Below are 23,048 nucleotides of genomic sequence, written 5' to 3' on the forward strand. Positions count from 1 at the left end.
TGCATGCTGATCCGTTGCGGATATGACATCAGCTTCCAGGCCGAGACCCGAACCGCGATGATGGCGATGCTGAGCCTGCATCCCTCGCGTCATCAGGACCTGCAAACGGCGCAGAGGCTGACGATCAGCCCCGACATTCCGCTCTATCATTATGAAGACGGTTTCGGGAACCTGGCCACGCGCCTCACCGTTCCGCCAGGCGGCGTCACACTGTCCTGCGATTTCGTGATCGAGGACAGCGGCGCGCCGGATCGCCGCGCGCCGACGGGGCCGCAGATGCCGGTGGAAGATCTGCCGGACGATGTGATGATCTTCCTGCTCGGCAGCCGCTATTGCGAGACCGACCGGCTGATGGACGTGGCCTGGGCCAATTTCGCCCATTATGGGACGGCCAGCGAGCGTGTCGATGCGATCGTCGATTTCGTCCACAATCACATCGAGTTCGGCTATCATCATGCACGGCCTGACAAAACCGCCTGGAATGGCTACCAGGAGCGGCAGGGCGTCTGCCGCGATTTTGCCCACCTCGCCATCACGTTGTGCCGGTGCATGAACATTCCGGCCCGTTACTGCACCGGCTATCTGGGCGATATCGGCATTGCGCCGGTGGACGCGCCGATGGATTTCAGCGCCTGGTTCGACGTCTATATCGATGGCCAATGGTATACGCATGATGCCCGCCACAACCGTCCCCGGATCGGCCGCATCCTGATGGCGCGCGGACGTGACGCCACCGATGTCGCATTGACCACGGCCTTTGGTCCGGCGACGCTGACCCTGTTCGAGGTCCATTGTGACGAGGTGCAATCGATTGACTGATCTCCCCGTCCTGTTGCGGCCATGGGACGGTCCGCTCGGCGCGCCGCCCTTCGCGCAGGTGCGGCCCGAAGATTTCCCGTCGGCTTTCGATACGGCCATGGCGTGGCATCGTGCCGAGATCGCGGCGATCGCCGACCAGTCCGCCGCGCCGGACTTTGACAACACGATCGCCGCGCTGGAACGGTCGGGCGAGGCGCTAGCGCGCGTGCGCCGGCTTTTCTGGACACTGTCCTCCACGCAAGCGACGCCCGACATTCGTGCAATCGAGGGCGACATTGCGGCGCGGCTGAGCGCTCATTCCACCAAAATCGGCCATGATGACAGGCTCGCCGCGCGGATCGCGGCGGCTCATGCGGGGCGGCATGACGCCGGCCTGAATGACGCGCAGATCCGGTTGGTCGAAACGACCCATGCCGGTTTCCTTCGCAGCGGATCGATGCTGGAACCGGCGCAAAAGGCGCGCTTCGCGGCCATCGACGCACGCCTTGCCGCTCTCGCCGTGCAGTTCGGGCACAATGTGATGGCCGCGACCGGCGCCTGGATACTGGACCTGGACTCGGATGATCTCGCCGGCCTGTCGCCCGGGCTGTGCGCGGCGTCCGCCGGGCGCGCCACGGCGAACGGTGCGCAAGGCCGCTATCACTTTACCCTCGACCGCACGGACTATGAGAGCTTCCTGACCTTCTCGGCGCGGCGCGACCTTCGCGAGCGATTATGGCGCGCCTTCACCGATCGTTGCGACGGTGACGCTCACGATAACTGGCCGGTCATTGCCGAGACGCTGGCTCTGCGGCGCGAGCGCGCCACTCTGCTAGGCTATGCCGATCACGCGCACTATGCTCTGGAAGACAGCATGGCGAAGACGCCCGATGCCGTCCAAGCGCTGCTGATGCAGCTTTGGAAGCCGGGCAAGCGCCGCGCTGCCGAAGAAGTGGCTGAATTGCAGGCGCTGATCGACCGTGAAGGCGGCGGCTTTGCACTCGCACCCTGGGATTGGCGCTATTATGCGGAAAAGGTGCGCCGGTCCCGCTATGCGCTGGACGGGGCGGCGGTGGCGCAGCATCTGCGTCTGGACGCCATTCGGCAGGCGGCGTTCGATACGGCCGCAATGCTCTATGGCCTGCGCTTCATCCGCCGCGCCGACATCGTCGGCTATCACCCCGACGTTTGGGCGTGGGAGGTGAAAAACGAAGAGGATGTGCCGGTCGGCCTGCTCTTCACCGACTATCTTGCCCGGCCGGAAAAGCATGGCGGCGCCTGGATGGGCAGCCTGCGCGTGCAGGAAAGCATGGACGGCGACGTGCGGCCGATCGTCTATCTGGTCGCCAATTTCGCCGCCGCGCCGCCGCCCGACACTGCCCGCCTGTCGATCGACGAGGCGCGCACGCTCTTCCACGAATTCGGCCATGCTTTGCACGGCTTGCTGTCCCGCGTCACCTATCCCAGCCAGTCGGGCACCGCCGTCGCGCGGGACTTCGTCGAGTTCCCCAGCAAGTTCATGGAGAACTGGATCGTCAGCCGGGAGGTACTGTCGGGATTTGGCGTACCCGACGCACTGATCGCGGCGATCCATGAAGCGGAAGCCTATGGCCAGGGATTTGCGACGGTCGAACTGATCAGCTGCGCCCTGGTCGATCTCGCAGTCCACCGCGCGCCGGATGCCGCCGCCGATCCCCGCGCCTTCATCGATGCGGAACTGAACAGGCTCGGCATGCCACGGGAAATCGGTCTGCGGCACCGCTTTCCCTGTTTCACGCATATCTTCGATGGCGGCTACGCCAGCGCCTATTACAGTTATGCCTGGTCCGAGGCGCTGGACGCCGATGCCTTTGAGGCCTTTGTTGAATCCGGCGACATATTCGACACGGGCCTGGCGCATCGCTTCAAGCAGGAAATCCTGGAACGGGGCGACAGCCGTGACCCCATGGCCTCATTTCATGCTTTTCGTGGTCGCGCTCCCGATCCAAAAGCCCTGATGAGGGCACGGCATCTGTTATCCGGCTGATTTGAGGCGGATCCGCTGTTCTATTGTTTCTCGCGTTTCTTCAGCCGCCGGGCATTGGCCGTCGCCGTCTTGTGGATCGGTTCCAAGGTCACTGCTGCCATGCGCGAAACCGCATCGATCGACCGCAGCGCCTGGCTGCGGCCCTGAAGCATCCACAAGGGATTGCCTGACAGCATCGCCGCCGCCATCGCTTGCCCTTGCGACAGGAACGCCTGATGCATGACAGCTATGTTCTGCGTCAGCGCCGCCCCGCTTTGCGTAAAGGCCTCGATCTTCTCCGGCACCATGCGCGACAGTTCGCGATAATCGCCGGTCAGGGGAGACCGACCGGCATTGCAAATAAGGATGGTTCGGGCATCGATGACGCGCTGCGACGCCAGGAGCGTCTCCGTCGCCTTCATCCATGTCCTTTGCAGGTCGAAGCCGATTACGAACATTTGCGACCAGGTCGCGAGCGGTGAGGTCGTCTGCGGCGCGCTCATGCGAGCGTCCGCAGCGCGGGTTCGCGTGCATAATATCGCAATGCTGCCGCCTTTACGAAGGCCTCGCCTGTTCCGACCACGCCTTCGTCCGGCTCGACGCCCGCCTTGTCCAGCAGCGGCTTGGCGGCGTCGCTCGCGCCGATCGCCTTGAGGTGGCCGAAGGCATCCATCGCGAACTGAACGGCGGCCGCCTCTTTCACCAGCGCGGCGCATCCTTCTTGTGACAGGATGATCGCGACTGCGTCGAAAATCTGGCTCGGCGACCCGGCCAGCTGGCCATCGGCCTTGCGCATCTTGCCGTCGGACAGTTTGGCGCCGCTAACCTTGGGCGCGACGACCAGGGCCTTGCCCCCGGCCTTTCCGATCGCCGCGATCAGGCTGTCCAGTTCCTGCGCGTCGGTGCCATCCGCGATCAATATGCCGATCGCCCGGCCCTCCAGCGTGGCCTTCATATTCTTGTGGATCGAAAGCGCATCGGAGGACGCCATGTCTACCGGCGCCTTTGCCGCCGGCGCGGCCTTGGGCAGTGCGATGCCCAGTCCATCGGCGACCCGCTTCGCCAGATCCTCATCGACGTTGCGCAAATTGGCGACCAGGCGCGCTGGCACCTGGTCGAGATCGGCCACCTTCGACAGCTCGAATACGAAGGAGGAGGCGATATGGGCCTGTTCATTCTTGGTCTGCGATAGGTAGAACAGCCGCGCCTGGCTATAATGATCGGCGAAGCTTTCCGCGCGCACCCGCAGCTTCTCGCCAGCTTCCTCTTCACCTGAAAATGCGGTCGATGTCGCAAAGCCGCTTTGCGGACTTTCGCGAGGACCGCCGTTCTCGCCATGGTCGGAAAGGCTGTTGGGTTCGTAGTTGGCCCGGCCTTGGGGCACCGCCATCTGCATGTGCCCGTCGCGCTGGAAATTCTGGAACGGGCAGCGTGGCGCGTTCACCGGAATCTGGTGGAAATTGGCCGTGCCCAGCCGGGACTTCTGCGTATCGAGATAGGAGAAGAGCCGTCCCTGAAGCAGCGGATCGTTGGAAAAATCGATGCCCGGTACGATATTGCCGGGGCAGAAGGCGATCTGCTCGGTTTCGGCAAAGAAATTGTCGACATTGCGATCCAGCACCAGCCGGCCGATGATGCGCACAGGCACATCCTCCTCCGGGATCAACTTGGTCGCGTCGAGCACATCATAAGGCTGGGCGTCGGCAAAGGCCTTGTCGAAGACCTGGATGCCAAGTTCCCATTCGGGAAAATCGCCGGCATCGATCGATTCGAACAGGTCACGGCGATGATAGTCGTTGTCGGCCGCCTGCAGCTTCAGCGCCTCGTCCCAGATCGTCGATTGCAGGCCGAGTTTCGGCTTCCAGTGGAATTTGACGAAATGCGTCTTGCCGGCCGCGTTGACGAGCAGGAAGGTGTGGACGCCGAACCCCTCCATCATGCGCAGGCTGCGCGGCAGGGTCCGGTCGGACATCGCCCACATCAGCATGTGCGTGGTCTCGGGCATCAGGCTCGCCCAGTCCCAGAAGGTGTCGTGCGCGCTGCCGGCCTGCGGATAGCCGCGGTCGGCCTCCATCTTCACGGCATGGACCAAGTCCGGGAATTTCATCGCATCCTGGATGAAGAAGACGGGGATATTGTTGCCGACCAGATCCCAATTGCCTTCGCGCGTGTAGAATTTTACCGCGAAGCCGCGCACGTCGCGCGGCGTATCTACTGACCCCGCGCCGCCCGCCACGGTCGAAAAGCGCACGAAGACCTCGGTCTTCTCGCCTTTGGTAAAGAGCGCCGCCTTGCTGAGGTCGGAAATATCGTCGGTTGCTTCGAAATAGCCGTGCGCGCCCGTCCCGCGGGCATGAACGATGCGTTCGGGTATACGCTCATGATCGAAGTGGAAGATCTTTTCGCGGAGGACGAAATCCTCCAGCAAGGTAGGGCCGCGCGTGCCCGATCGCAGGCTGTTCTGATTGTCGGAAACGGCGATGCCCTGATTGGTGGTGAGGATGGCACCGGCGCCGGCGCCCCTGGCCGCCGTCTGATGCGTTTCTCCACCCTGTGAAGGCGACGTGTTTGAAGTGCGGTTGGCCATCGGGCGTCCTTTTCATGATGGGATGTCTGGTCGGCGCGGCGGACACCGGCCTTCGATCATCCAAACGTCCGAAAAGCAGGTCCGTCCCTGTTGCGGATCATTCTCAGGTCAGACTGATCTGCATCAGCGGAACCCAGGTCGATTGCCATGCCGTTCCCTCATTGTCGGACGGGGTGGGGAGGCAGTGTGGATCTTCGAGCAGCTTCAAGCGGCAGTCCGCTCCACCAGCGTGGCATTATCGTCGTGACAACGGCCAATGGCAGCGGCCAGCCTTTCCCCGACCACTTCGCCCATGTCGTGCGCGCTTGTTATGCCCTGGATGAAAGGGTGGCGGCCCATGAGGAAGGGCAGGCTGAGACAGAAGATCTGGTCCTCGGGAATGTCTTCGGAAATCGGATGAAACGCATCGTCTATGACGATGCCGCGCGACGGACTGTCGCCATTCGCCGGATTGACGTCGCGGATCACGCCCTGGCGGCGGAGTGAAGGGAAGGGAAAATCCTTGGCGCGGAGCGCGCGCTGGCCCATGGCCTCGATGAACACGGGATAGTGCGTGCGTTCGCCGTCCTTTATGAGGGTGGCGCCGCCTTCGAGGGTGTGGCTGTCCACGCGGTACTGCTCGCCCACCGCGATCACGTCCAGTTTTCCCGCGCGATGCAGCGCCAGCATCCGCTTGACGGATTCGTGAGGCGCTGTCGCATAGTCGTCGATGAACACAGGAGCGAGGAATCGAGAGAAGTGTTCGAATTCCTCATCGTTCAGATGTGGGACCAGCGTTTCCAGCACTTCGTGCATGCGCAGGATCGCGTAGCGCCAGGGGACGGTGTAGCGGGCTTCGTAATTGGCCTGGGCCTCGCGAAGGTTGCTTTCCGCCCACGCGAATGTCGGCGTGGCCATCCGCTCGGCGAAATAGCGTTCGGCGAACCCCTCAAGGTCAAGCTGCGCCACTTGCAGCCTCCGCGCATAGTCCGGGTCGGCCTCAGTCAGCTCCTGCCTGAAGAGCATGTAGGCCCGGTTGAGAAGGTCGCCGCCACCGTCCTCCGCCAACCTTGCCATCGCCTCGCGGTTGCAGACGGCCAGCGGCTCGTAGGGAAGGGGGAAATAGAAGTCCGCTTCGGGCAGCAGGCCTTTGCGGGAAATCATGGTGATGGCGAAGGCGTCCGTCCCCGGCAACGGCGTGTAGGACAGCATATCGTCCGCCGCCTCGACGAATTCCCCATGCATCACCGCCAAAGCCACCGCAGCGTCGATAGCGCTGAGCGATGATCCCCGGATACAGACCGGGACGGGTGGGATGCCGGCAAGGGCGGAGGCTGGCCAGGGACTGAGGAAATAGCCTGGGCGAACCTCCGGCTCGGCCGGCCACTGGTGGCCGGTGGCCAGCACGACATGGGTAAAGGCCTGTTCGAATGACGGACCTCGCTTCGGTCTGACCGACAGCGTCATGCCGACGGGGCCGCTTGAGGCGTCGATCACCTTGCAGTTGGTCCGGACAGTGACGTCGATCCCTTTCCTCCTGGCCCGGTCGATGAGCGCGTGGAGCTGATCGACGAAATATTCGCCGAGGGCGAGGCGGGGGTAGAAGGCGCGATCGTCGATTTCGGATGGTTCTATGCCCAGCCGGACAAGTCTCTCATTGGACTGACGACCGAGCCATTCGACCAGACTTTCGGCGAGCGGCGGGATCTCCACGCTGGATATGTTCGAAAGCATGGCCGGATCGTTCCAGCCCGGTCGATACGGCGTGCCGCGACCGACGCCCGCCTGCTCCTCGAAGATGGTGAGGTTGAAAGGTACGGACGCATGGTCGATAAGCGCATTGAGCGTATAGATCGTCGTCGGGCCGGCTCCGACGAAGGCGATGGTTGGGTTCATGCCTGCATAATGTTCGGCAATGTTGTTCGGTGCCGGGACCGTCACGCAAATCGTGCTGATCCAGGTCAATGTCGATGGGACTTTTCTCGGCCGCCCGTCGTTAAGGGGTGTCGGCGTTGCCCCAGCGCCGTCCTTAATGACAGGAATTATCATGTCCGAGAACAGCCACGACATTTCCACCCTCAACGGTCTCATCGCCACCACCCTCGACAGCGTGAAAGGCTATAGTGAAGCCGCCAAGGAGAGCGAGACCGGCCGTTACGGCGCGCTGTTCACTTCGCGCGCAAGCGAGCGCCAGCAAGTCGCGACACGGCTGCAGCAGGAGGTCGCGACGCTGGGTGGCAAGCCCGAAGACGACGGCACCATCGCGGCGGGCGCCCACCGCCTCTTCATCAACCTCAAGGCGGCAGTTACCGGCCATGACGACAAGGCGATCGTCAACGAGGTCGAGGCCGGAGAAGACCATATCAAGGCTAAGTTCGAGGACGCGCTGGCGGATCGGGAACTGTCCCCCGCCGTCCGCTCACTGATCGAGACCGCCTATGCATCGGTCAAGGAAGGCCATGACGAAATGCGCGACCTGAAGCACGCGCTGCGGGATTGAAGAGGGTGGCGGGGGAAGCCCCCGCCCCCATCTATGGAGCAAGACAGCTATGGTTGAATGACGCTGGCTGTGATAGCCCTGCCTCCCTTGCGTACCGTGCTTATTGCGGGCTTCACCGCTTCCGAGTGTACGCCAATCCATATGATCAAGTCTCTTTCCCTGCTGCTGCGTCGTTCGTTTTGAACCCCTTGGGGTATCCGCCACGGTGGCGAAGCGGCTCAACGCTCGTTCGGCGGGCACAGGATTGCGCGCTATGCTGTTCGCGCATGGCTTCATCTGCATGAGTTTTTAATGAGAATCGTTGCATCACATACTCCAAGCGCTTATCTGGGGCGCAGGAGATATGACATGTCGGCTCTCAGCGAACTCAAGCGCCACCTGCGCCCCGGACAGGTTTACCGTCGCAAGGATCTCGCGCGCTGGTCCAACGCGGTCGATCGTCATGTCCGGCAACTAGTGGAGGAGGGGCGCCTCGAAAAGGTTTCGGCAGGTGTCTATATGGCGCCGCGTCAAACCAGGTTCGGGGCGGCGCCGGCCAAGCCCGAAAAGCTCGTCGAGACATTCCTCGGCGACGACCGTTTTCTGATGGTCTCGCCAAATGCGTTCAACGGGCTCGGGGTCGGTACGACGCAGCTTTACAACGAGCCGGTCGTCTACAACCGCAAGCGGCACGGAAAGTTCACCCTCGACGGGCGCGTCTATGATTTCCGGATGCGACCCTCGATCCCCAAGCGGCTGTCCAAGGAAATCCTGCTGGTCGATCTGCTGCACAATCTCGATCGGCTGCCGGAAGACAAATCGGCAGTGCTTCCTCGCGCGCTCGAGCGGGCGAAAGAAATGGACCGTTCGCGTCTCGCCAAGGCCGTCCAGGACTTTGGCTCGGCGCGGGCTGAGCGCTTGCTCGCGCCTGTTCTTGAACAGGCCTGACAGCGCACGAAATGTTGCTGCACGATCATACAGATTTCGACGATCTCCTGGCGGTCGTCTCGCGCGAGCAAGCGATCGATTCGGGGCTGGTCGAGAAGGATTATTGGATCATGCACGCCCTCTGGGGCTTGCAGCAGTCGGGTTTTCGCTTTGAACTCAAGGGCGGAACGTCGCTCTCGAAAGGGCATGGCCTTATCCATCGGTTCTCCGAGGACATCGACATCCTGATTAACCCCGACTTGGACGATCTCCCAATCGGCAAGAACCAGAACAAACCCGCCCATATAGAGGCACGCCGTACATTCTATGATGGCCTGTCGGCCAAGATCACGATCCCCGGCATAACTGAGGTCGAGCGCGACGAAGCATTCGATGATCAGCGCCTGCGCAGCGCGGGCATCCGCTTGCATTATGCCTCCCGCAACCTGTTACCGGAGGGCATCAAGGATGGGATTTTGCTGGAGGCCGGTTTCGATCAGGTGGCACCCAATCGGCCATGCCTGATCAGTTCGTGGGCCTATGACAAGGCGGCGGCAAGTGGCCTTCCTGATCTGACTGACAACCGGGCGTTCGACGTGCCCTGCTAATCTGGCTATACGCTGGTCGAGAAGCTCCAGACGATTTCGACGAAGTTCCGGCGGCACCTTGAGGATGGCAGCATGCCGCAGAACTTCCTCCGCCACTATTACGACGTCTACTGCCTCCTCGGCGATCCCGGCGTTCAGGCGTTCATCGGCACCGAAGCCTACTTCGCCCATAAGGACGCACGCTTCCCGGCTGCGGACAACAAAGTGATCGGCGAAAATCTCGCGTTCGATCTTTCGGACCAGACCACGCGGGATCGCTTCGCCCGCGCCTACGCCGCCACGTCTGCGCTCTATTATCGTGGCCAGCCCAACCTCGACGATATCCTCGGACGCATCCAGGAGTATGCGCATCGGCTGTGAGAGATCAGCGCCGGCCTATATCAAACGGACGAAGCGAAAGCGGTCGGAGCTGGTGCGGATGCGCGACACCCGAATCACCATGCAACGGAACAGCCGACAGCTAAAAGCGCGGCAAAGGGACTCGAACCTCATCAACAAAAAGTCGTAGGGTATCGACGAGGGTATCGGCTGATGATGTCATGAAAAAATGATTATTTCTCAACTTACTAGCGCGATTTTCGAGTCCTCTTCTGGCACCACATCCACTTAAAAAACAAGGATTTTTCAAGGGGTTTGGCACAAATTGGCACACTGCTCCTTTTGGCGAATGCCATGCGCCGTTTCAAAATTGCGATGAACGGAGGCAAAGACAACGCTGATCGGCTTGGCGGATTTTGGTACGTGAGGCTGTCTCGCCGCCCTGGAGGATATGGGCTGGTCATCCCCGGACGCATGTCTATTAACCCCTTCCTACAGTGGCCCACTCTCAACTGGGGTGCAGTCGCGAGCCCTCGTGGATCAGACCCCGAACAGGCTGAAGTCGACCAACTCTCGTCGTTCGGTGTCGATGCGTGAACGACCGAATGTGGCGGACGCTGACATAGCGGCTTTTACCTATTTGCCGCGCATAATTGGAAAGGCTGGTAGGCAAAATGTTGTTCCGTCAGGTCACGGAGATGGAAATCAGACTGGCCCAGCCCGGCGAATACGAAACTATCGCTGCCATTTGGTATGAAAGCGCTCGCCAGATGGATGGAGGCGCGCCCGCCCTTGATGACCCGAGCACTTTGCCTGCCCGGATCATCGCGAGCATCGAAAATGGCTGGTGCCTGAAAGTTGCCGTGGTGGACGATCATATCGTTGGCCTACTTGCGACCATCCCTGCGCAACGCATTCTCGATCAGCTTTTTGTCGCGCCAGACGCCCAACGCAAAGGCATTGGCGCTGCGCTGCTCGATGAAGCTAAGCAGCAACTTACGACAGGGTTCACGCTTCGGACTCCCCTCACCAATGCAGCGGGCATCGCTTCTATGAACGCCAAGGTCTACGAGCGGTGAAGGATACAGCCCACCCAACCACTGGAGCGCTAGTTCGCTGCTTCGAATGGAAGCAATAGCCATCCGCCCCTCCCGGGAATCACATGAATCTCAGGCAGTCACCGCGTAATTCCGTCGAGTATCCGTCGCGCATGGAATTGCGCGGTGCTGCTATTCCTTAGAATGTCCGGAAATCACTGTCGGATTGAGGAAGTGTCCGACAACGCCCGTGGTGGGGTTTTCCGTCATGCTCTCTCCACAACGTGTCAGAAGCTGAAACGGGCCGTCCCGATGACCGAGCGCGGGGCACCGGGAAGGTTCAGGATCGGCGACGTCCCATGTCCTGCGATGATGTAACGCTTGTTGGTCAGGTTATAGGCGTTGAGCTGAAGCCGGACGGGACCGAACTGCGCCCATGCAAGGGCGTCGAACGTAACATAGGATGGCAGCACCGTCGTATTGACGGGGTCGGCCCAGCGGTCGCCGACATAATTGACCCCGCCACCCAAGCCATAGCGGGTGGCGATCGTCTTGGTGAAGAAGAGGCTGGCGCTATTGAGCGGGGTGAGCGTGGCGCGCTTGCCGATCAGGCTGGGTGTCGCCGATTCCGTAATGCGCGTATCGAGATGGGCATAACCCGCGATCGCGCGAAAGCTCTCCGGCAGATCTAACGCGGCGGACAGTTCGACACCGCGCGTCCGCTGCGTGCCGATCGGGACGATGCGCTGCGTGACCGGATCGGTACCCTTGATCCCGGTTCGCCGCAGGATGAAGGCGGCCGCCTGCACCGACAGCCGACCTCCGAACAGCGTGTATTTCGCACCGACTTCCTTGTTGGTGGTCTGTTCCGGTTCGATATCGCTATTGTTGGCGGCCAGCGCGAAGGTCTCAGCGGAAGGCTGGAAGCTACGGCTCCACGATACATAATAGGATTGAGCCGCATCGGGCTGGAAGAGCAATCCGGCGCGAGGACTCCAGTTGCGATCGGTCCGGGCCAGGTCTGTCTGGCCCGGCAGACGGCGGTCGGTCTTCTGGATGAACCAGTCATGCCGCAGGCCCAGCATCGCTTTGATGCCATGCCCGAAGTCGATCAGATCCTGCACATAGAGGCCGCGCGTATCGAGGCGCGTGACGCTATTGTCGGTAAACGTGTTGAAGCTGTCGTTGTCGACCACTGGCAGGACAGGATCGAAAATGGACGTGACCGCGACCGTGCGGCCCGCGAAACGCTGGCTGCCCTTGCTCTGATGCGCGATCTCGAAGCCATAGAGGATGGTGTGCGCGGTCCCGAGCAGGTTCAGCTTTTGCGTAAGCTCGGTCTGGTTGGACCAGCCTTCCTCATCCCGGTCGAAGCGGCTGTGTTCGAGCGTCACAGTTTGAGCTATCGCGTTTACCGCTGAAGGGATCGTGCTCTGGCGATCCAGAGTATAGCGATAATGGTTGAATCCGTTGCGCAGGCTGAGCCTGTCGGAGAAGCGGTGTGTCACGGCCACCCGCTGCGACAGCACTTCTGAATGCGCCAGGTCAGCGTCGCGGGCGTTGGCAGCGCCGTAGTAAGTGGAACGCGGCACATCGACAGGTCGGCCGTTCAGGGCCGGTATTCCCAGGTCCATCAAGCGCCGGTCATTGATATAATCGGCCTGGAGCAGAATGGTCGTATCCTGTCCGGCGCCGATCAACAGCGACGGGGCCAAGGCGAAACGCTTGAGGAACTGTTGCTCGCGGAAACTGTCATTGTCCTCGATGGCGCCGGTCAGCCGGAACCCAACATGCGACGTTTGATCGAGCCGCCCGATATCCAGCTCGCCCCGATAGCTGTCGAAGGAGCCTGCCGAAAGGACGAGGGCGGTGATGTCGCCATCGGGCTTCTTGGTCACGCGATTGACGAGGCCCCCCGACGATCCCCGGCCATACAGCACCGCGGCCGGTCCCTTGATGACCTCGACCCGATCCACGTTCGACAGGTCGCGATAATAGAGGGCATCGTCCCGGAAGCCGTCGACGAATTGGTCGGCGATCGCCGTGAAGCCGCGTATCCGGAACTCGTCACGCTGTCCGTCGCCCGACGCAAGGGTAACGCCGGGAACATTCCTGACGGCATCCTGTAGCGAGAGTGCCCGCTGGTCGCGCAGCACCTCGGCAGGCACCACCGCAACGGACTGGGGGATATCACGGAGCGGGAGCGCCACCTTCGCGGCGGAGCTGTCCTGCGGCACGTAGCCGTCCCGCAGCCCTGTAACGATAATGTCGGTGCGCTGCTGGTCTTCGCCGGATTCGTTGGCACGTGCGGCCGTCCCTAGCGTCAATGCCATGAGCGCGCACGATATGCGCAAACCTTTCCGAAACTTCATATGAACCCCGCACTTGCCCAACCTATATTAGCCCGCCACTAGTGCTAATGATTACCAAAAGCAAGTAAGCGGGCGGCAAGATCAGCATGGACGGTCGGGGACGCTGGATGGACAATGTCTTCATCGAACGGCTCTGGCGGTCTGTGAAGTACGAATGCGTCTATCTGCACGCCTTCGAAACCGGATTTGAACTGCGCGCCGGCCTTGGCCGATGGTTCCAAAGCGTGAATCACATCTACGCCAAAATGGGAATCCTAAATCCCTACAGGTCTTAATCCAGATTAACTCGTAAGGTACGTCAATGAAACACTCGATTGAACCGCCTTTATTGGGACATTCCCGCCCTTCAAGCGGGCGATGGCGAACGACAGCTGTTGGCAGGAAGTGGGCATTCGCGAAGTTATTGGCGTTGCCCGCTTGAACGAGCAAGGCTGGCCAGTTTTCTGCCCATCGCGTTTCAGAGGTGGTTTTGCAGGTCACTGCCGTTCGTGTCGATCAGGTACATTCGAAGAAGCCGCCGATCGCCTTTCCGCCAATCTTCCCGGGCCAGAGCCATGCTCAGCGACGCGCGAGATCAACGACTGTCGGTTTAACCCTCTGATTTCTTGAGACTGCCTTGAGGCGAATGTTCCCGGTGCCCCAGTGGCATTAAAAATTTTGTAACCTCGCCGGAATTTCTGGACACCTTATCCCTTTGTGCCACAGGATTGAAATCTGGCGGATACACAGTGTTCAAAAGCGGGGGAATTTTTTCAATGTCTGACCGACAGATGGCGCGGGCGCGTCACTGGTTCTTTGCGCTCGGTTCGAGCATTGCAACTGTAGCAGTTGCATCGGCATCTCCGGCATGGGCGCAATGCAGCCCTGACCCGACGGTGGCAGATAGCACCACGGATTGCACAGGCACAGATACCGATGGCCTACACGTAACCACCAGCGGCAGCACGGTGCAGGTTGCTTCCTTGGCCAGCGTCGTTGGCGATGGCGGTGCGGCGATAACGGTGGATATCGCGCAAGTCCCTGGATCTTATGAGGCGCGCACGGCCGCGATCAACGTGGGCGGCAGCGTGGACGGCGGCACGCAGAGCGGCATCGCGGTCCTGTCCGGACCGGTGGCAGCGAATAGCTACGACTTCTATGGCACAACAGCGAACGTCACAGTTGAGGCGGGCGCTACCGTGTCGGGAGCCACGGGCATCACCGCCGGGCCTTCGTCCGGGAACGATTATGCCCCCGCGCTCGTTAGCGTGACGAATGTCGGCACCATTACGGGGACTTCCGGTGTCGCCCTGCTGGCAACCGATCCTGCGCGCGGCGCTTTCGAGGTCATCGACAACGCTCAGAGCGGCACGATCGGCGCGATCGTCGGCACGATCGGGGAGTTGAACAACGCCGGGATCATCGATGGAGGATCGCTCAGCGCGGTCGACCAGACCACCACCTACAATTCGCACCCCTATCCTACTGGTTGGACTAACACCGGCACCATCCGCTCCACCTCCTCCGCGGCGACGATTGCGAACCTGTCCACCGTGTTCAACCCGCTGACCAACAGCGGTACGATCACCAATGCTGGCACCGGCGCAGCCATTCAGGGGCAGGGAATCTCGATCGTCAATCTGGCCGGGGGGGCCATTTCCACCGCGGGCAGCAAAGCGATCGTCGCCACCTCGCTGACGCTCACCAACAGCGGCACGGTCACCGGGGATATCGTGACACAACCTGCTTTCGGCACTTACTTCTACAGCATCATCGATTCCACCCAGGGAACGATCGCAGGCGACGTCTCGCTGGGCAGCGGCAACGACCTCATTTACGGCCTCTATGATGGCACGGCGACGCTGGTGACCGGGATAACTGGTAAGATCGATGCTGGCGACGGCACCAATTCCCTAGTGCTCGCGCCCGACGCGGACCTGGCTGTATCCACCGCTATCGCATTGCCGACCAGCTTTCAGTACCTGCGGCTTGCCCCTGCGGCCGATACGACGCTCACGCTTGGTCAGGGCTTCGTGGCTCCCGGTACCATTGAGTTGGGCGGCTCCGGCACTGTCGTCAACGCGGCGGCGATCACGACGCAGGGGCAGGCTTTCGTCGTGCCGTACCATGTGTCCGGAAATCCTAGCCTCACCAACACCGGCTCCATTGATGCAACAGTGACCCAAGGTTACTACGCAGTAGACATGGGCTTCTATGGCACGCTGACCAACAGCGGGACGATCACGTCCAGCGGCAACGGCGTGAGTACATATGGTGACGTTGTCAATTCCGGCACCATCACCGCCGTCAATACCGCGCTCTCGATGTTCAACGGCGCGCTGGACAACAGCGGTATGATCCGATCGACCGGAGGCATCGGCGTCTATCTCAGCGGCAACACCGACAATACGCCGGCCGTCAACAGCGGCACGATCGAGGGCGCGACCTACGGCGCCGTCACCGGCTATGTTCTGACCAACAGCGGCACGATCTCCACCAGCGAATACGGCACCGCAGTGGGCCTTGGAAACTACGGCGTGCTCAACAACCTTGCCGGCGGAGTGATCAAAGGCGGGGCCTGGGCCATCACCGGACGCGATCCCTACGGATCAACCAGCACGGACAATGCCTATGTCTTCAATGCGGGAACGATCAACGGAGATGTGACCTTCGTCTCTCCACGCGATAGCTCCTATTACAGCAATCACAACACCTATGTCGCGCTCACCGGCGGTGTCCTCAACGGTAACCTGACGCTGGGCAAGGGCGATACGCTGGTGACCGATCTCGTCAATACCGGCACGAGCCAGTTCGCCGGCATTAACGGAACTGTGACCGCCACGGACGGCCTGCTGCGCTACCGCGTCTCCGGAGATGCGAGCGCCGTAATCGGCGCGGTGGGACCGTTCGCCACTACTGGCTATGAACTAGTTGAAGGCGCGCATCTGACCCTCACCGCAGACATGGCCCAGAGCTTGCCGCTGGTGCTCGCTGGCAGCGGCACGGTGGACCTGAACGCCGACATCTCGACCACCAACCAGGAAGCGATCGAAGTTACTGCGGCCGCCCTGGTTCCGGGATCTTTACAAGATGGCACGCTGACCATCATCAGCCGCGGCACTCTGACCGGCACGATTGACAATTACTTCGCGGGCGCCTTTGGCGTAGTCAGCCCGGGATCGGCCGACACTCTCCAGAATGAAGGCACGATCAGGGCCGCTTACACCGCGACCAACGGCGGTGACTCCTTTAACGCTGCCGTTGTCTGGGCTAACACCCTGATCAACAAAGGGCGGATTGAACTGGACGGCAGCTATGGAGCTTATCGCGTCGCCACGGTGGTGAACACCGGCACGATCGAGCAGACGGGCACGCGTACTTCCTACGGAATCTATGATGCCTACAGTGTGACTAACAGCGGCACCATCCAAACTGCAGGCAGCGCGATCTCGGGTGGTTACGGCACCGTGGTCGTCAATTCCGGCACGATCGCCAGCACCGCGTCCACCGCGATCGCGTTTGCCCGACAAGTCACCAATCTCGCCGGAGGTACCATTACCGGCGGTAACGGCACGGCCATCACCATGGACGGCGGAGCCGTGACGAACGCGGGCGCCATCATTGGCGATGTGGACCTCGGATATTGGTATAGCAGCGGCAGCGCCTATTACGCCAACGGTGGGACCCTCACGGGCAACCTGAGGCTGGGCAACGGCGACGATGTGTTCCTCCAGAGTGGAAACGCCACTGGGGTGAGCGGCACTATCGACGCGGGTGAAGGCCGTGACGCATACGGTATCGCGCTGATGAGCAGTGGCACTGTTTCGGTCGGTGCAGCTCCGGGCAGCGGCTTCGAAGATGGGATAGTCGCCGCCTTCGGTGCGGATACGGTCGCGACACTGACTGGGCTTGATGCCTCTCTCACCAATTTCCATGCTGCGGGGGATGGCACTGTCGTCAACAAAATCGCGTTCTTGGGCAACGTGGTGTTGGGCAGCCCTTCTTACTCCGGACAAGCTGCCACCCTCGGTGAGACGCTGGGCGGCTTCATCAACGACAGCTCAATCGCGGGTAACGTGAGCGGTTCGGTCACGCGCCTTGTCAACACCGGGACAATCGGATCGGCCGACTTTACCGGTCCCGCTGTCGCGGTCTGGAACAGTGGTGCGCTCTCGTTCGAAAACAGCGGTGTTGTGACGGCAAGCCAGACTGAAGGCCTAGCGTCGACTCTGTATGCATACGCCATCGACATAGCCAATACCGGTACGTTCGAAGATGGCCTGCTAGCCTATGCGGCTAATTCGCAGGACGGCCTGCCCGGCACGGTAAGCGTCGCCAACAGTGGTACGATCACCAATGGAGATGCCGGTACCGCCCTGCAGCTAGTGGCTGGATCATATGACGCCAGCATACCCGGCACCGTGTCACTCTCCAACAGCGGCGAGATCAGTGCCATTGCGCCTGCGAATGGTGAAGCCGCAATCGCGGTGAGTCTGGACCTTGCCGTTCCTCAAATATACGGCCAGCAAAGCCCGACATATGGTCTCGTAAATGGCACGATCACCAATGCCGAGACGGGGACGATCGTCGCTACCGGCGCCGGCGCCGCGGCGATCCAGACGCAAGGCACTTCGTTCACCCTCGAGAATGCCGGCCGCATAGAGGCCAGCGGGGATGGCGCGCTGGCCATTCATGTGTCGGGGGCGCTTCCCGCCATCATTTCCAACACGGGGGCCATCCTGGGCGGAATGGTGCTTGGCGAAGGCAACGATCTGATTGAGAACAGCGGCACGATGGGTTCCGTTGCCTTCGGTGGCGGTGACGACCTCCTGCGCCTCGCCGGCGGCACATTTGCCGGCTCCATCGACGGCGGAGAAGGCACCGACACCGTGGAAATCACCGGAGGCGAAGCTGCCTTCTCGGCGATTTCCGATGTGGAGGCGCTGCGCATCAGCGCGGGGCTCGCCAAAATAACCGGTGACGCCTCGCTTGGCAGCATAGTGCTCACCGGCGGTCGAGTAGTCGGGCTTGCGGGCTCGACGATCACGGCGCCGACAATCACCGTCGGGCAAGGGGCAACCTTCGGTTCGGCAGGCACTATCACCGGTAGCATAACCGTCGCAGGCACGCTTAGCCCCGGCGCGTCGCCCGGCACGATGACCGTGAATGGCAACGTCGCACTGGCCGGTACTTCAGTCTCCATCTTCGAGATTACGCCTACTGTCTTCGACAAGCTGATCGTCAATGGCAATCTGTCGATCGCTCAGGGCGCTACACTTCAGATCGAGGCGAGCGGGATCGTGACCGCCGGCCAGTCTCTAGATCTGATCGACGCCGACAGCATCACCGGAAGCTTTACGAACATCCTCAGGTCGGGTTCGATTTTCGGCGTCATCGCCCAAACCGGCGGCACCATTTTGTTACTGGGTCAGTTTGAAAACGATCCGACCTTTACGCCGCAGGTCCAAAGCTCCATCAACTACGTCAACGGCCTTTTGGTCAGCGGCCAAGCCTCGTCGGCGTTCATGGCTGCGGTTCCAGGATTGATCGCCAACGCCAGCACCTCAAACCAAGTCGTCTTCGCGCAATTGACGCCGGAGGCCTATGCGGCAGCCGGTCAGGTTACGGTGGAGCAGGGGCTGGAACTGGCGGATGTCGGGCGCAGCGTTGCATTCGCGCCGCGTCGCGACACGCCCGGAGCGTTTACGTTCGCAAGCACACTAGGCAACATCCGCACGCTCGATAGCAGTTTGCAAGGCACAGCGCGGACCCGGATCAGCGGTTACGGCTTCCTTGGCGGAATTGGCTGGGGAAGCAATGACTGGTCAATCGGCGGCTTCGTCGGTTACCTTAACAGCCAACAGACCCTGTCGTCGCTGGGCTCCAAGACCTCGGTCGATGCGGTGGTTGCGGGTGTCCATGGCCGCTGGACCAGTGGCAGCCTCGCCATCATGGCAACGGTGGCTTACGACGGCAGCAACGCCGAGACCCATCGCAGCGTGCTTGGTGGCTCGGCGAAGGGGGGCTATGACCTGACTGGCTGGACCGGCGACCTCAGCATCGGCTACACTATGTCGCTCAACGGTAATTTGATCGTACAGCCAGGCATCGGGGTAACGGCCATTCGCACAGGCCGAGATCCGGTTACAGAGACGGGTGGCAATCCCTACGCGCTCCAAGTGGCCCGCAATCGCGGCAGCGCCGTATTTGTCGATGGCGCCCTGACGTTCAAGGGCGGCATGAAGGAGGCCGCCACACGGCCTTACCTTTCGCTCGGGGTGCGTTACCAGGTCGATGGCCGGTCTCCGTTCGCAATCGCTGCCATGGGCGGAGGAGATTTCGGCCTTGCTGCAGCTGGCGCCCGGCGCGCGCCCGTCTTGGCCACCGCCACTTTGGGAGCGGACGTCGCTCTAAGCGCAAGCCTGACGCTGTTCGGCGCGGTTAGCGGGGAAACGGGTAACGCAGACAGACGCGGCAGCGCACGCGCGGGCCTGCGTTTGGCCTTCTGATAAATTGGTGGTCGGGGCCGATTTTCATCGATCCCGGCGACTCTCATAGACCAGATGCCGCGTATGAACTGTGCGTCTGCGATCAGACCATGGGCCAACTGCGGTCAGGCCGTTCAGGGCGGCTGGGCGGTGGGCCACCACGGAATTCCGCTTTCGAGTCTTCGCGCATCAGCGGAGAATGACGGAGATGAAGCGCGAGGATGCTGGCCTGCTCGGAAAAAAGCGAATGACGGCTTCCGTTTTGAGCTGCCGTTCGGTGTTGGGCTCGGGATCGTCCGGACGTGGTCGGCACGAGCCCAAAGCCACTCCTTCGCATCCTCTTCGGCAAGCGTTTTGCAGATGGCCGATGTGGCCATGGGAGAACGATCATGGAGATGGCTGAAACAGAACTCACCGCCACCATGCGCCCGGTTTGGAATGCCGGAAGGACCGTGGGTGCAAAGCGGGCTCTGAAACCCAAGCAGATTTGGGAAATCCGTTTCTACCTCAATCAGCGCCGCCGCCTGCGAGATCGGGCATTGTTCGATCTGGCGATCGAAAGCAAGCTTCGCTGCCATTGGCGGACCTTCATTCAGCTAGCGGTGGTGGCGACCGAAAGGAGGAGGGAAGACAAAGGCTTCCCTCCCAGTCGCCGTCAGAAGCGCAACGTGGCTTCGACCCCGAAGGTGCGTGGCAGCGCGCGCACGAGGTAGCCCGCGCCGGTGATCCCCTCGTTAGGATAGCCTGCCGGGAAGTAGAGCTTGTCGGAGAGGTTCTTTCCCCAGACAGACAAGGTGTAGCGGTCCGTCACATAGCTGATGCGGCCATTGAACACCCAGTAATCGCCTTCTCCTTGCGTATACCGCCCGCTCGCTAGATTGGGCAGGACACCGCGGCTGTAATCCTTGAAAGTGTCATAGTAGAAACGTCCGGTATAAGCGGTGTCGCCATGCACCTTGATCTTGCCCTCGCCGATATCCACCGCGTCCCAGTCGAACGCGAGGTTGACCGAGGTCTTGGGCGCATAGGGGAAGGGATTGCCGCCGACGCTGACATTGCCGGCTCCCGATTGCACGCAGGACCCGTCCTGTGCAGGGAAAAGGCCGCTTAGATTGAGAGCGACGCAGGCGGCCTGATCATAGCTCTTATATTTGCTGTCGAGGATACCGAGCGACGCGCTCAACGTCAGGCGATTCGTCGCAGCGAACTCAACATCGAGTTCGAGGCCCTTCATCGTTCCGTCGAGAGTGATGATGTTCGCGGTCACGCTCGGGTCGACGACCTGGCTCTGCTGGTCCTTATAATCATAGTAGAAGAAACTGCCGTTGATCTGCAAGCGGTTGTCGAGGAAGCGGGTCTTGAAGCCGACTTCGAAGGCATTCACCTCCTCGGGCTTGACGAAATAGACCTGCGGCGAGCTGATATAGGCGAGGCCGTTGAAGGTGCCGGCGCGATAGCCGCGGCTGTAGCTGCCATAAAGCATAACACCGTCTACCGGCTTCCAGTCGAGGATCGCGCGGCCCGAGACGCGGCTCGTCTTGCCGCTCTTGTTGATGCCACCAGGATTTGGGGCCGCAGTCGCGGGGATGACCACGTTCCCGCTTTCGTTATAGACAGGCGCCAGGAAATAAGGCGCGCCGTAGGCCGACACGGCCAGCATGCGCGGATTGCCGGCATCGTCATAATAGGTGGTGAGGCCATCCTTATAGTCGGTCGTGTCGGTGGTATATCGCAGGCCCGCCGTCAGTTTGAGCCTAGGCGTGATCTCGTAGCTGCCCTCGCTATAAACGGCCCAGCTTTCCCGGTTCTGCTTGAAATGCTGCTTGCCGCGAACGCCGGTGGGAACCGAGCCGGCCGACAGTGCCGTCCCGTTGAAGCCGCCCGCGGGATTGAACCAGGTTGCGGGCAGGCCCACGGCTGCACGCACATCGCTCAGCAAATTGAAGATATCGATGTCGTTGTCGGAGGTTACACTGTCCCAGCCATAATAGGCACCGACGATCATCTTGAAAGGCCCGCTGCTATAATCGAGGCGCAGGTCCTGATTGAACGCCTCGAAGGACGAACGATAGCCGTTCGAGCACAGGCGCAGTGGGCCGCTGTCACAATCGGTTGCTGTCTGGAGATAAAGGCCGGAATCATAGCCTGTGATCGAGGTCAGGTTGAGCTTGTCGGCAAGCTCGGTCTTCACGGTCAGGACGACGCCTTCGGCGCGCGTCACTGCGCGGCCAATCGTATCCTGCTCGATCTGCTTGTCGGACAGACCAACCCGGCTATAGCTGCTGGGCAGCAACCCGGCACCATTGTCACCGAGCGCCTGGAATAGAGGTGCCAGGGGGAAAGCTGGGTTCTCATAATTGATCACCCCAGGGTTGGTGCGCGAGGGCCCCGCGCCCAGCGACGCGGCGACGCCGCCGGTCGATTTAGCCGCATAGCCCTTCAAGGTGACATCAAGCGTATCGGACGGCGCGAAGCGCAGTGTTCCGCGGATGCCGTAGCTTTCGTCGCCATTGGGATCACGCCCCGTTGCATAATTGAGACCGGACGCACCGCCGGCAGCCGTGGTGTTGAGCCCGGCGGGCATCAGATTATGGATATAGGGATCGGATTTGACATAGGTGCCCGCGATGCGGATGCCGAGTTGGCCTTCCACGGGCGTCAGCTCGATCGCACCTTCAGCGCTCTTCCGGTCGTAATTGCCGTAGCCGAGCGTAAGGTAGCCGTTGGCGCCCTTCATCTGCGGCTTGCGAGTGATGAAGTTGATCGCCCCGCCGGTCGTGTTGCGGCCATAAAGCGTGCCTTGGGGACCGCGCACCACCTCGACCTGCTCCAGATCGTAGAGCTGCTGCCCCTGGCTCGCCCTGAACGTCTGGTAGACCTCGTCCACGTAAACGCCAACCGGCGAAGCCGCGCTCGCGCTCAGTTCCGTCCCCACACCCACGCCGCGCAGCGTGAAATTGGGCTGCTGCGTGCCATAAGCCGACGACACCTGGAGATTGGGCATCGAGGCATTGAGGTCCGAAGTATCGAATACGCCCTTGGCGGTGAGCGCCGAGGCGGAAATGGCCGATACCGCGACCGGCACATCCTGCAGATTTTCGGAGCGCTTGGTTGCCGTGACGACGATCTCTTCCAGCCCCCCAGATTGCGCCTGCTGCTCGTCGGGCTGCTGGGCGAGCGCTGGCGCGCCAAGGCACGCTGCGATCGCAAAAACGCTTATGGATCCAACCCTTTTCATACGGACCTCCCTGTTCGGACCACTGCATCCCAGTGCATTTCGTGGTCCAGTTTCGCCTGGACGCCGGCTTTTCGAGGGTGGGCGCTTGCCTATGCCCTCGACTCCGTTGTCAAAGGCCAAGGTGCCGGAGAACTGATACTCTCCTTAGAGCCTCTTCCTCGCTGATTGATGGTGCCAGATGATGTGAGCGGGCTTGAGGCACCGGCCTTTGTTCGCGGGCGTGCAATAGCGCG

General features: G+C 61.3%; 13 protein-coding genes and 2 pseudogenes. 10 read left to right on the top strand and 5 right to left on the bottom strand.

The annotated features are described in order from the left end of the window. The first annotated feature begins 3 nt into the window (after positions 1 to 3). Complete coding sequence (locus MRBLMA1_RS14985; RefSeq protein WP_363737695.1) at positions 4 to 819, top strand: transglutaminase-like domain-containing protein; 816 nt, start codon at positions 4 to 6, stop codon at positions 817 to 819. After that, positions 812 to 2,824, top strand: coding sequence for a M3 family metallopeptidase (locus MRBLMA1_RS14990; RefSeq protein ID WP_363737697.1), 2,013 nt, complete (start codon positions 812 to 814; stop codon positions 2,822 to 2,824). Before MRBLMA1_RS14985 ends, MRBLMA1_RS14990 begins: the two co-directional genes overlap by 8 nt. A gap of 20 nt (positions 2,825 to 2,844) precedes the next feature. Here the strand turns inward: MRBLMA1_RS14990 and MRBLMA1_RS14995 are convergent, their stop codons facing one another. From MRBLMA1_RS14995 to MRBLMA1_RS15005, 3 genes are all read right to left on the bottom strand, one after another. Beyond that, positions 2,845 to 3,306 (bottom strand): hypothetical protein, encoded by a 462-nt coding sequence (locus MRBLMA1_RS14995; protein WP_363737699.1) that lies wholly within the window; start codon positions 3,304 to 3,306, stop codon positions 2,845 to 2,847. Then, positions 3,303 to 5,390, bottom strand: coding sequence for a catalase (locus MRBLMA1_RS15000; RefSeq protein WP_363737700.1), 2,088 nt, complete (start codon positions 5,388 to 5,390; stop codon positions 3,303 to 3,305). The genes MRBLMA1_RS14995 and MRBLMA1_RS15000 overlap by 4 nt, the downstream gene beginning before the upstream one ends. A gap of 204 nt (positions 5,391 to 5,594) precedes the next feature. After that, positions 5,595 to 7,310 carry an FAD/NAD(P)-binding protein gene (locus tag MRBLMA1_RS15005; protein WP_363737702.1) on the bottom strand — a complete coding sequence of 572 codons (1,716 nt, stop codon included), beginning with the start codon at positions 7,308 to 7,310 and terminating at the stop codon, positions 5,595 to 5,597. A gap of 106 nt (positions 7,311 to 7,416) precedes the next feature. On the opposite strand from MRBLMA1_RS15005, the gene MRBLMA1_RS15010 reads away from it, so the two are divergent. From MRBLMA1_RS15010 to MRBLMA1_RS15030, 5 genes are all read left to right on the top strand, one after another. Further along, on the top strand, positions 7,417 to 7,869 hold the full coding sequence (locus tag MRBLMA1_RS15010) for a PA2169 family four-helix-bundle protein (RefSeq protein WP_363737704.1): 453 nt from the start codon (positions 7,417 to 7,419) through the stop codon (positions 7,867 to 7,869). Between the two features lie 348 nt (positions 7,870 to 8,217). Continuing rightward, on the top strand, positions 8,218 to 8,796 hold the full coding sequence (locus tag MRBLMA1_RS15015; protein WP_363737706.1) for a hypothetical protein: 579 nt from the start codon (positions 8,218 to 8,220) through the stop codon (positions 8,794 to 8,796). Positions 8,797 to 8,807: 11 nt separating this feature from the next. Continuing rightward, positions 8,808 to 9,383, top strand: a complete 576-nt coding sequence (locus tag MRBLMA1_RS15020; protein WP_363737708.1) for a nucleotidyl transferase AbiEii/AbiGii toxin family protein — start codon at positions 8,808 to 8,810, stop codon at positions 9,381 to 9,383. 72 nt (positions 9,384 to 9,455) lie between these two features. After that, complete coding sequence (locus MRBLMA1_RS15025) at positions 9,456 to 9,743, top strand: hypothetical protein (RefSeq protein WP_363737710.1); 288 nt, start codon at positions 9,456 to 9,458, stop codon at positions 9,741 to 9,743. A 632-nt stretch (positions 9,744 to 10,375) separates the two neighbouring features. Further along, positions 10,376 to 10,780, top strand: a complete 405-nt coding sequence (locus MRBLMA1_RS15030; protein ID WP_363737712.1) for a GNAT family N-acetyltransferase — start codon at positions 10,376 to 10,378, stop codon at positions 10,778 to 10,780. Positions 10,781 to 11,025: 245 nt separating this feature from the next. On the opposite strand, the gene MRBLMA1_RS15035 is transcribed toward MRBLMA1_RS15030, so the two are convergent. Beyond that, positions 11,026 to 13,071 carry a TonB-dependent receptor gene (locus tag MRBLMA1_RS15035; RefSeq protein WP_363737714.1) on the bottom strand — a complete coding sequence of 682 codons (2,046 nt, stop codon included), beginning with the start codon at positions 13,069 to 13,071 and terminating at the stop codon, positions 11,026 to 11,028. Between the two features lie 110 nt (positions 13,072 to 13,181). On the opposite strand from MRBLMA1_RS15035, the pseudogene MRBLMA1_RS15040 reads away from it, so the two are divergent. From MRBLMA1_RS15040 to MRBLMA1_RS15050, 3 genes and pseudogenes are all read left to right on the top strand, one after another. Then, positions 13,182 to 13,340: pseudogene (locus tag MRBLMA1_RS15040) on the top strand (integrase core domain-containing protein); the annotation flags it as partial. A gap of 732 nt (positions 13,341 to 14,072) precedes the next feature. Further along, complete coding sequence (locus tag MRBLMA1_RS15045; RefSeq protein ID WP_363737715.1) at positions 14,073 to 19,598, top strand: hypothetical protein; 5,526 nt, start codon at positions 14,073 to 14,075, stop codon at positions 19,596 to 19,598. A 368-nt stretch (positions 19,599 to 19,966) separates the two neighbouring features. Continuing rightward, a pseudogene (locus MRBLMA1_RS15050) lies at positions 19,967 to 20,149 on the top strand (integrase); the annotation flags it as partial. 83 nt (positions 20,150 to 20,232) lie between these two features. Here MRBLMA1_RS15050 and MRBLMA1_RS15055 read toward each other — a convergent pair. Then, positions 20,233 to 22,815 (bottom strand): TonB-dependent receptor, encoded by a 2,583-nt coding sequence (locus MRBLMA1_RS15055; protein WP_363737717.1) that lies wholly within the window; start codon positions 22,813 to 22,815, stop codon positions 20,233 to 20,235. Positions 22,816 to 23,048: the final 233 nt, after the last annotated feature.

The sequence above is a fragment of the Sphingobium sp. LMA1-1-1.1 genome, from assembly GCF_040676365.1.
Classification (GTDB): domain Bacteria; phylum Pseudomonadota; class Alphaproteobacteria; order Sphingomonadales; family Sphingomonadaceae; genus Sphingobium.

Excerpts from the sequence above, each read along its gene's own strand:
- MRBLMA1_RS14985 (WP_363737695.1), top strand. The coding sequence starts at position 4 with ATGCTGATCCGTTGCGGATATGACATCAGCTTCCAGGCCGAGACCCGA.
- MRBLMA1_RS15025 (WP_363737710.1), top strand. The coding sequence starts at position 9,456 with ATGCCGCAGAACTTCCTCCGCCACTATTACGACGTCTACTGCCTCCTC.
- MRBLMA1_RS14995 (WP_363737699.1), bottom strand. The coding sequence starts at position 3,306 with ATGAGCGCGCCGCAGACGACCTCACCGCTCGCGACCTGGTCGCAAATG.
- MRBLMA1_RS15000 (WP_363737700.1), bottom strand. The coding sequence starts at position 5,390 with ATGGCCAACCGCACTTCAAACACGTCGCCTTCACAGGGTGGAGAAACG.
- MRBLMA1_RS15015 (WP_363737706.1), top strand. The coding sequence starts at position 8,218 with ATGTCGGCTCTCAGCGAACTCAAGCGCCACCTGCGCCCCGGACAGGTT.
- MRBLMA1_RS15035 (WP_363737714.1), bottom strand. The coding sequence starts at position 13,071 with ATGGCATTGACGCTAGGGACGGCCGCACGTGCCAACGAATCCGGCGAA.
- MRBLMA1_RS15020 (WP_363737708.1), top strand. The coding sequence starts at position 8,808 with ATGTTGCTGCACGATCATACAGATTTCGACGATCTCCTGGCGGTCGTC.
- MRBLMA1_RS15010 (WP_363737704.1), top strand. The coding sequence starts at position 7,417 with ATGTCCGAGAACAGCCACGACATTTCCACCCTCAACGGTCTCATCGCC.
- MRBLMA1_RS15055 (WP_363737717.1), bottom strand. The coding sequence starts at position 22,815 with ATGAAAAGGGTTGGATCCATAAGCGTTTTTGCGATCGCAGCGTGCCTT.
- MRBLMA1_RS15030 (WP_363737712.1), top strand. The coding sequence starts at position 10,376 with ATGTTGTTCCGTCAGGTCACGGAGATGGAAATCAGACTGGCCCAGCCC.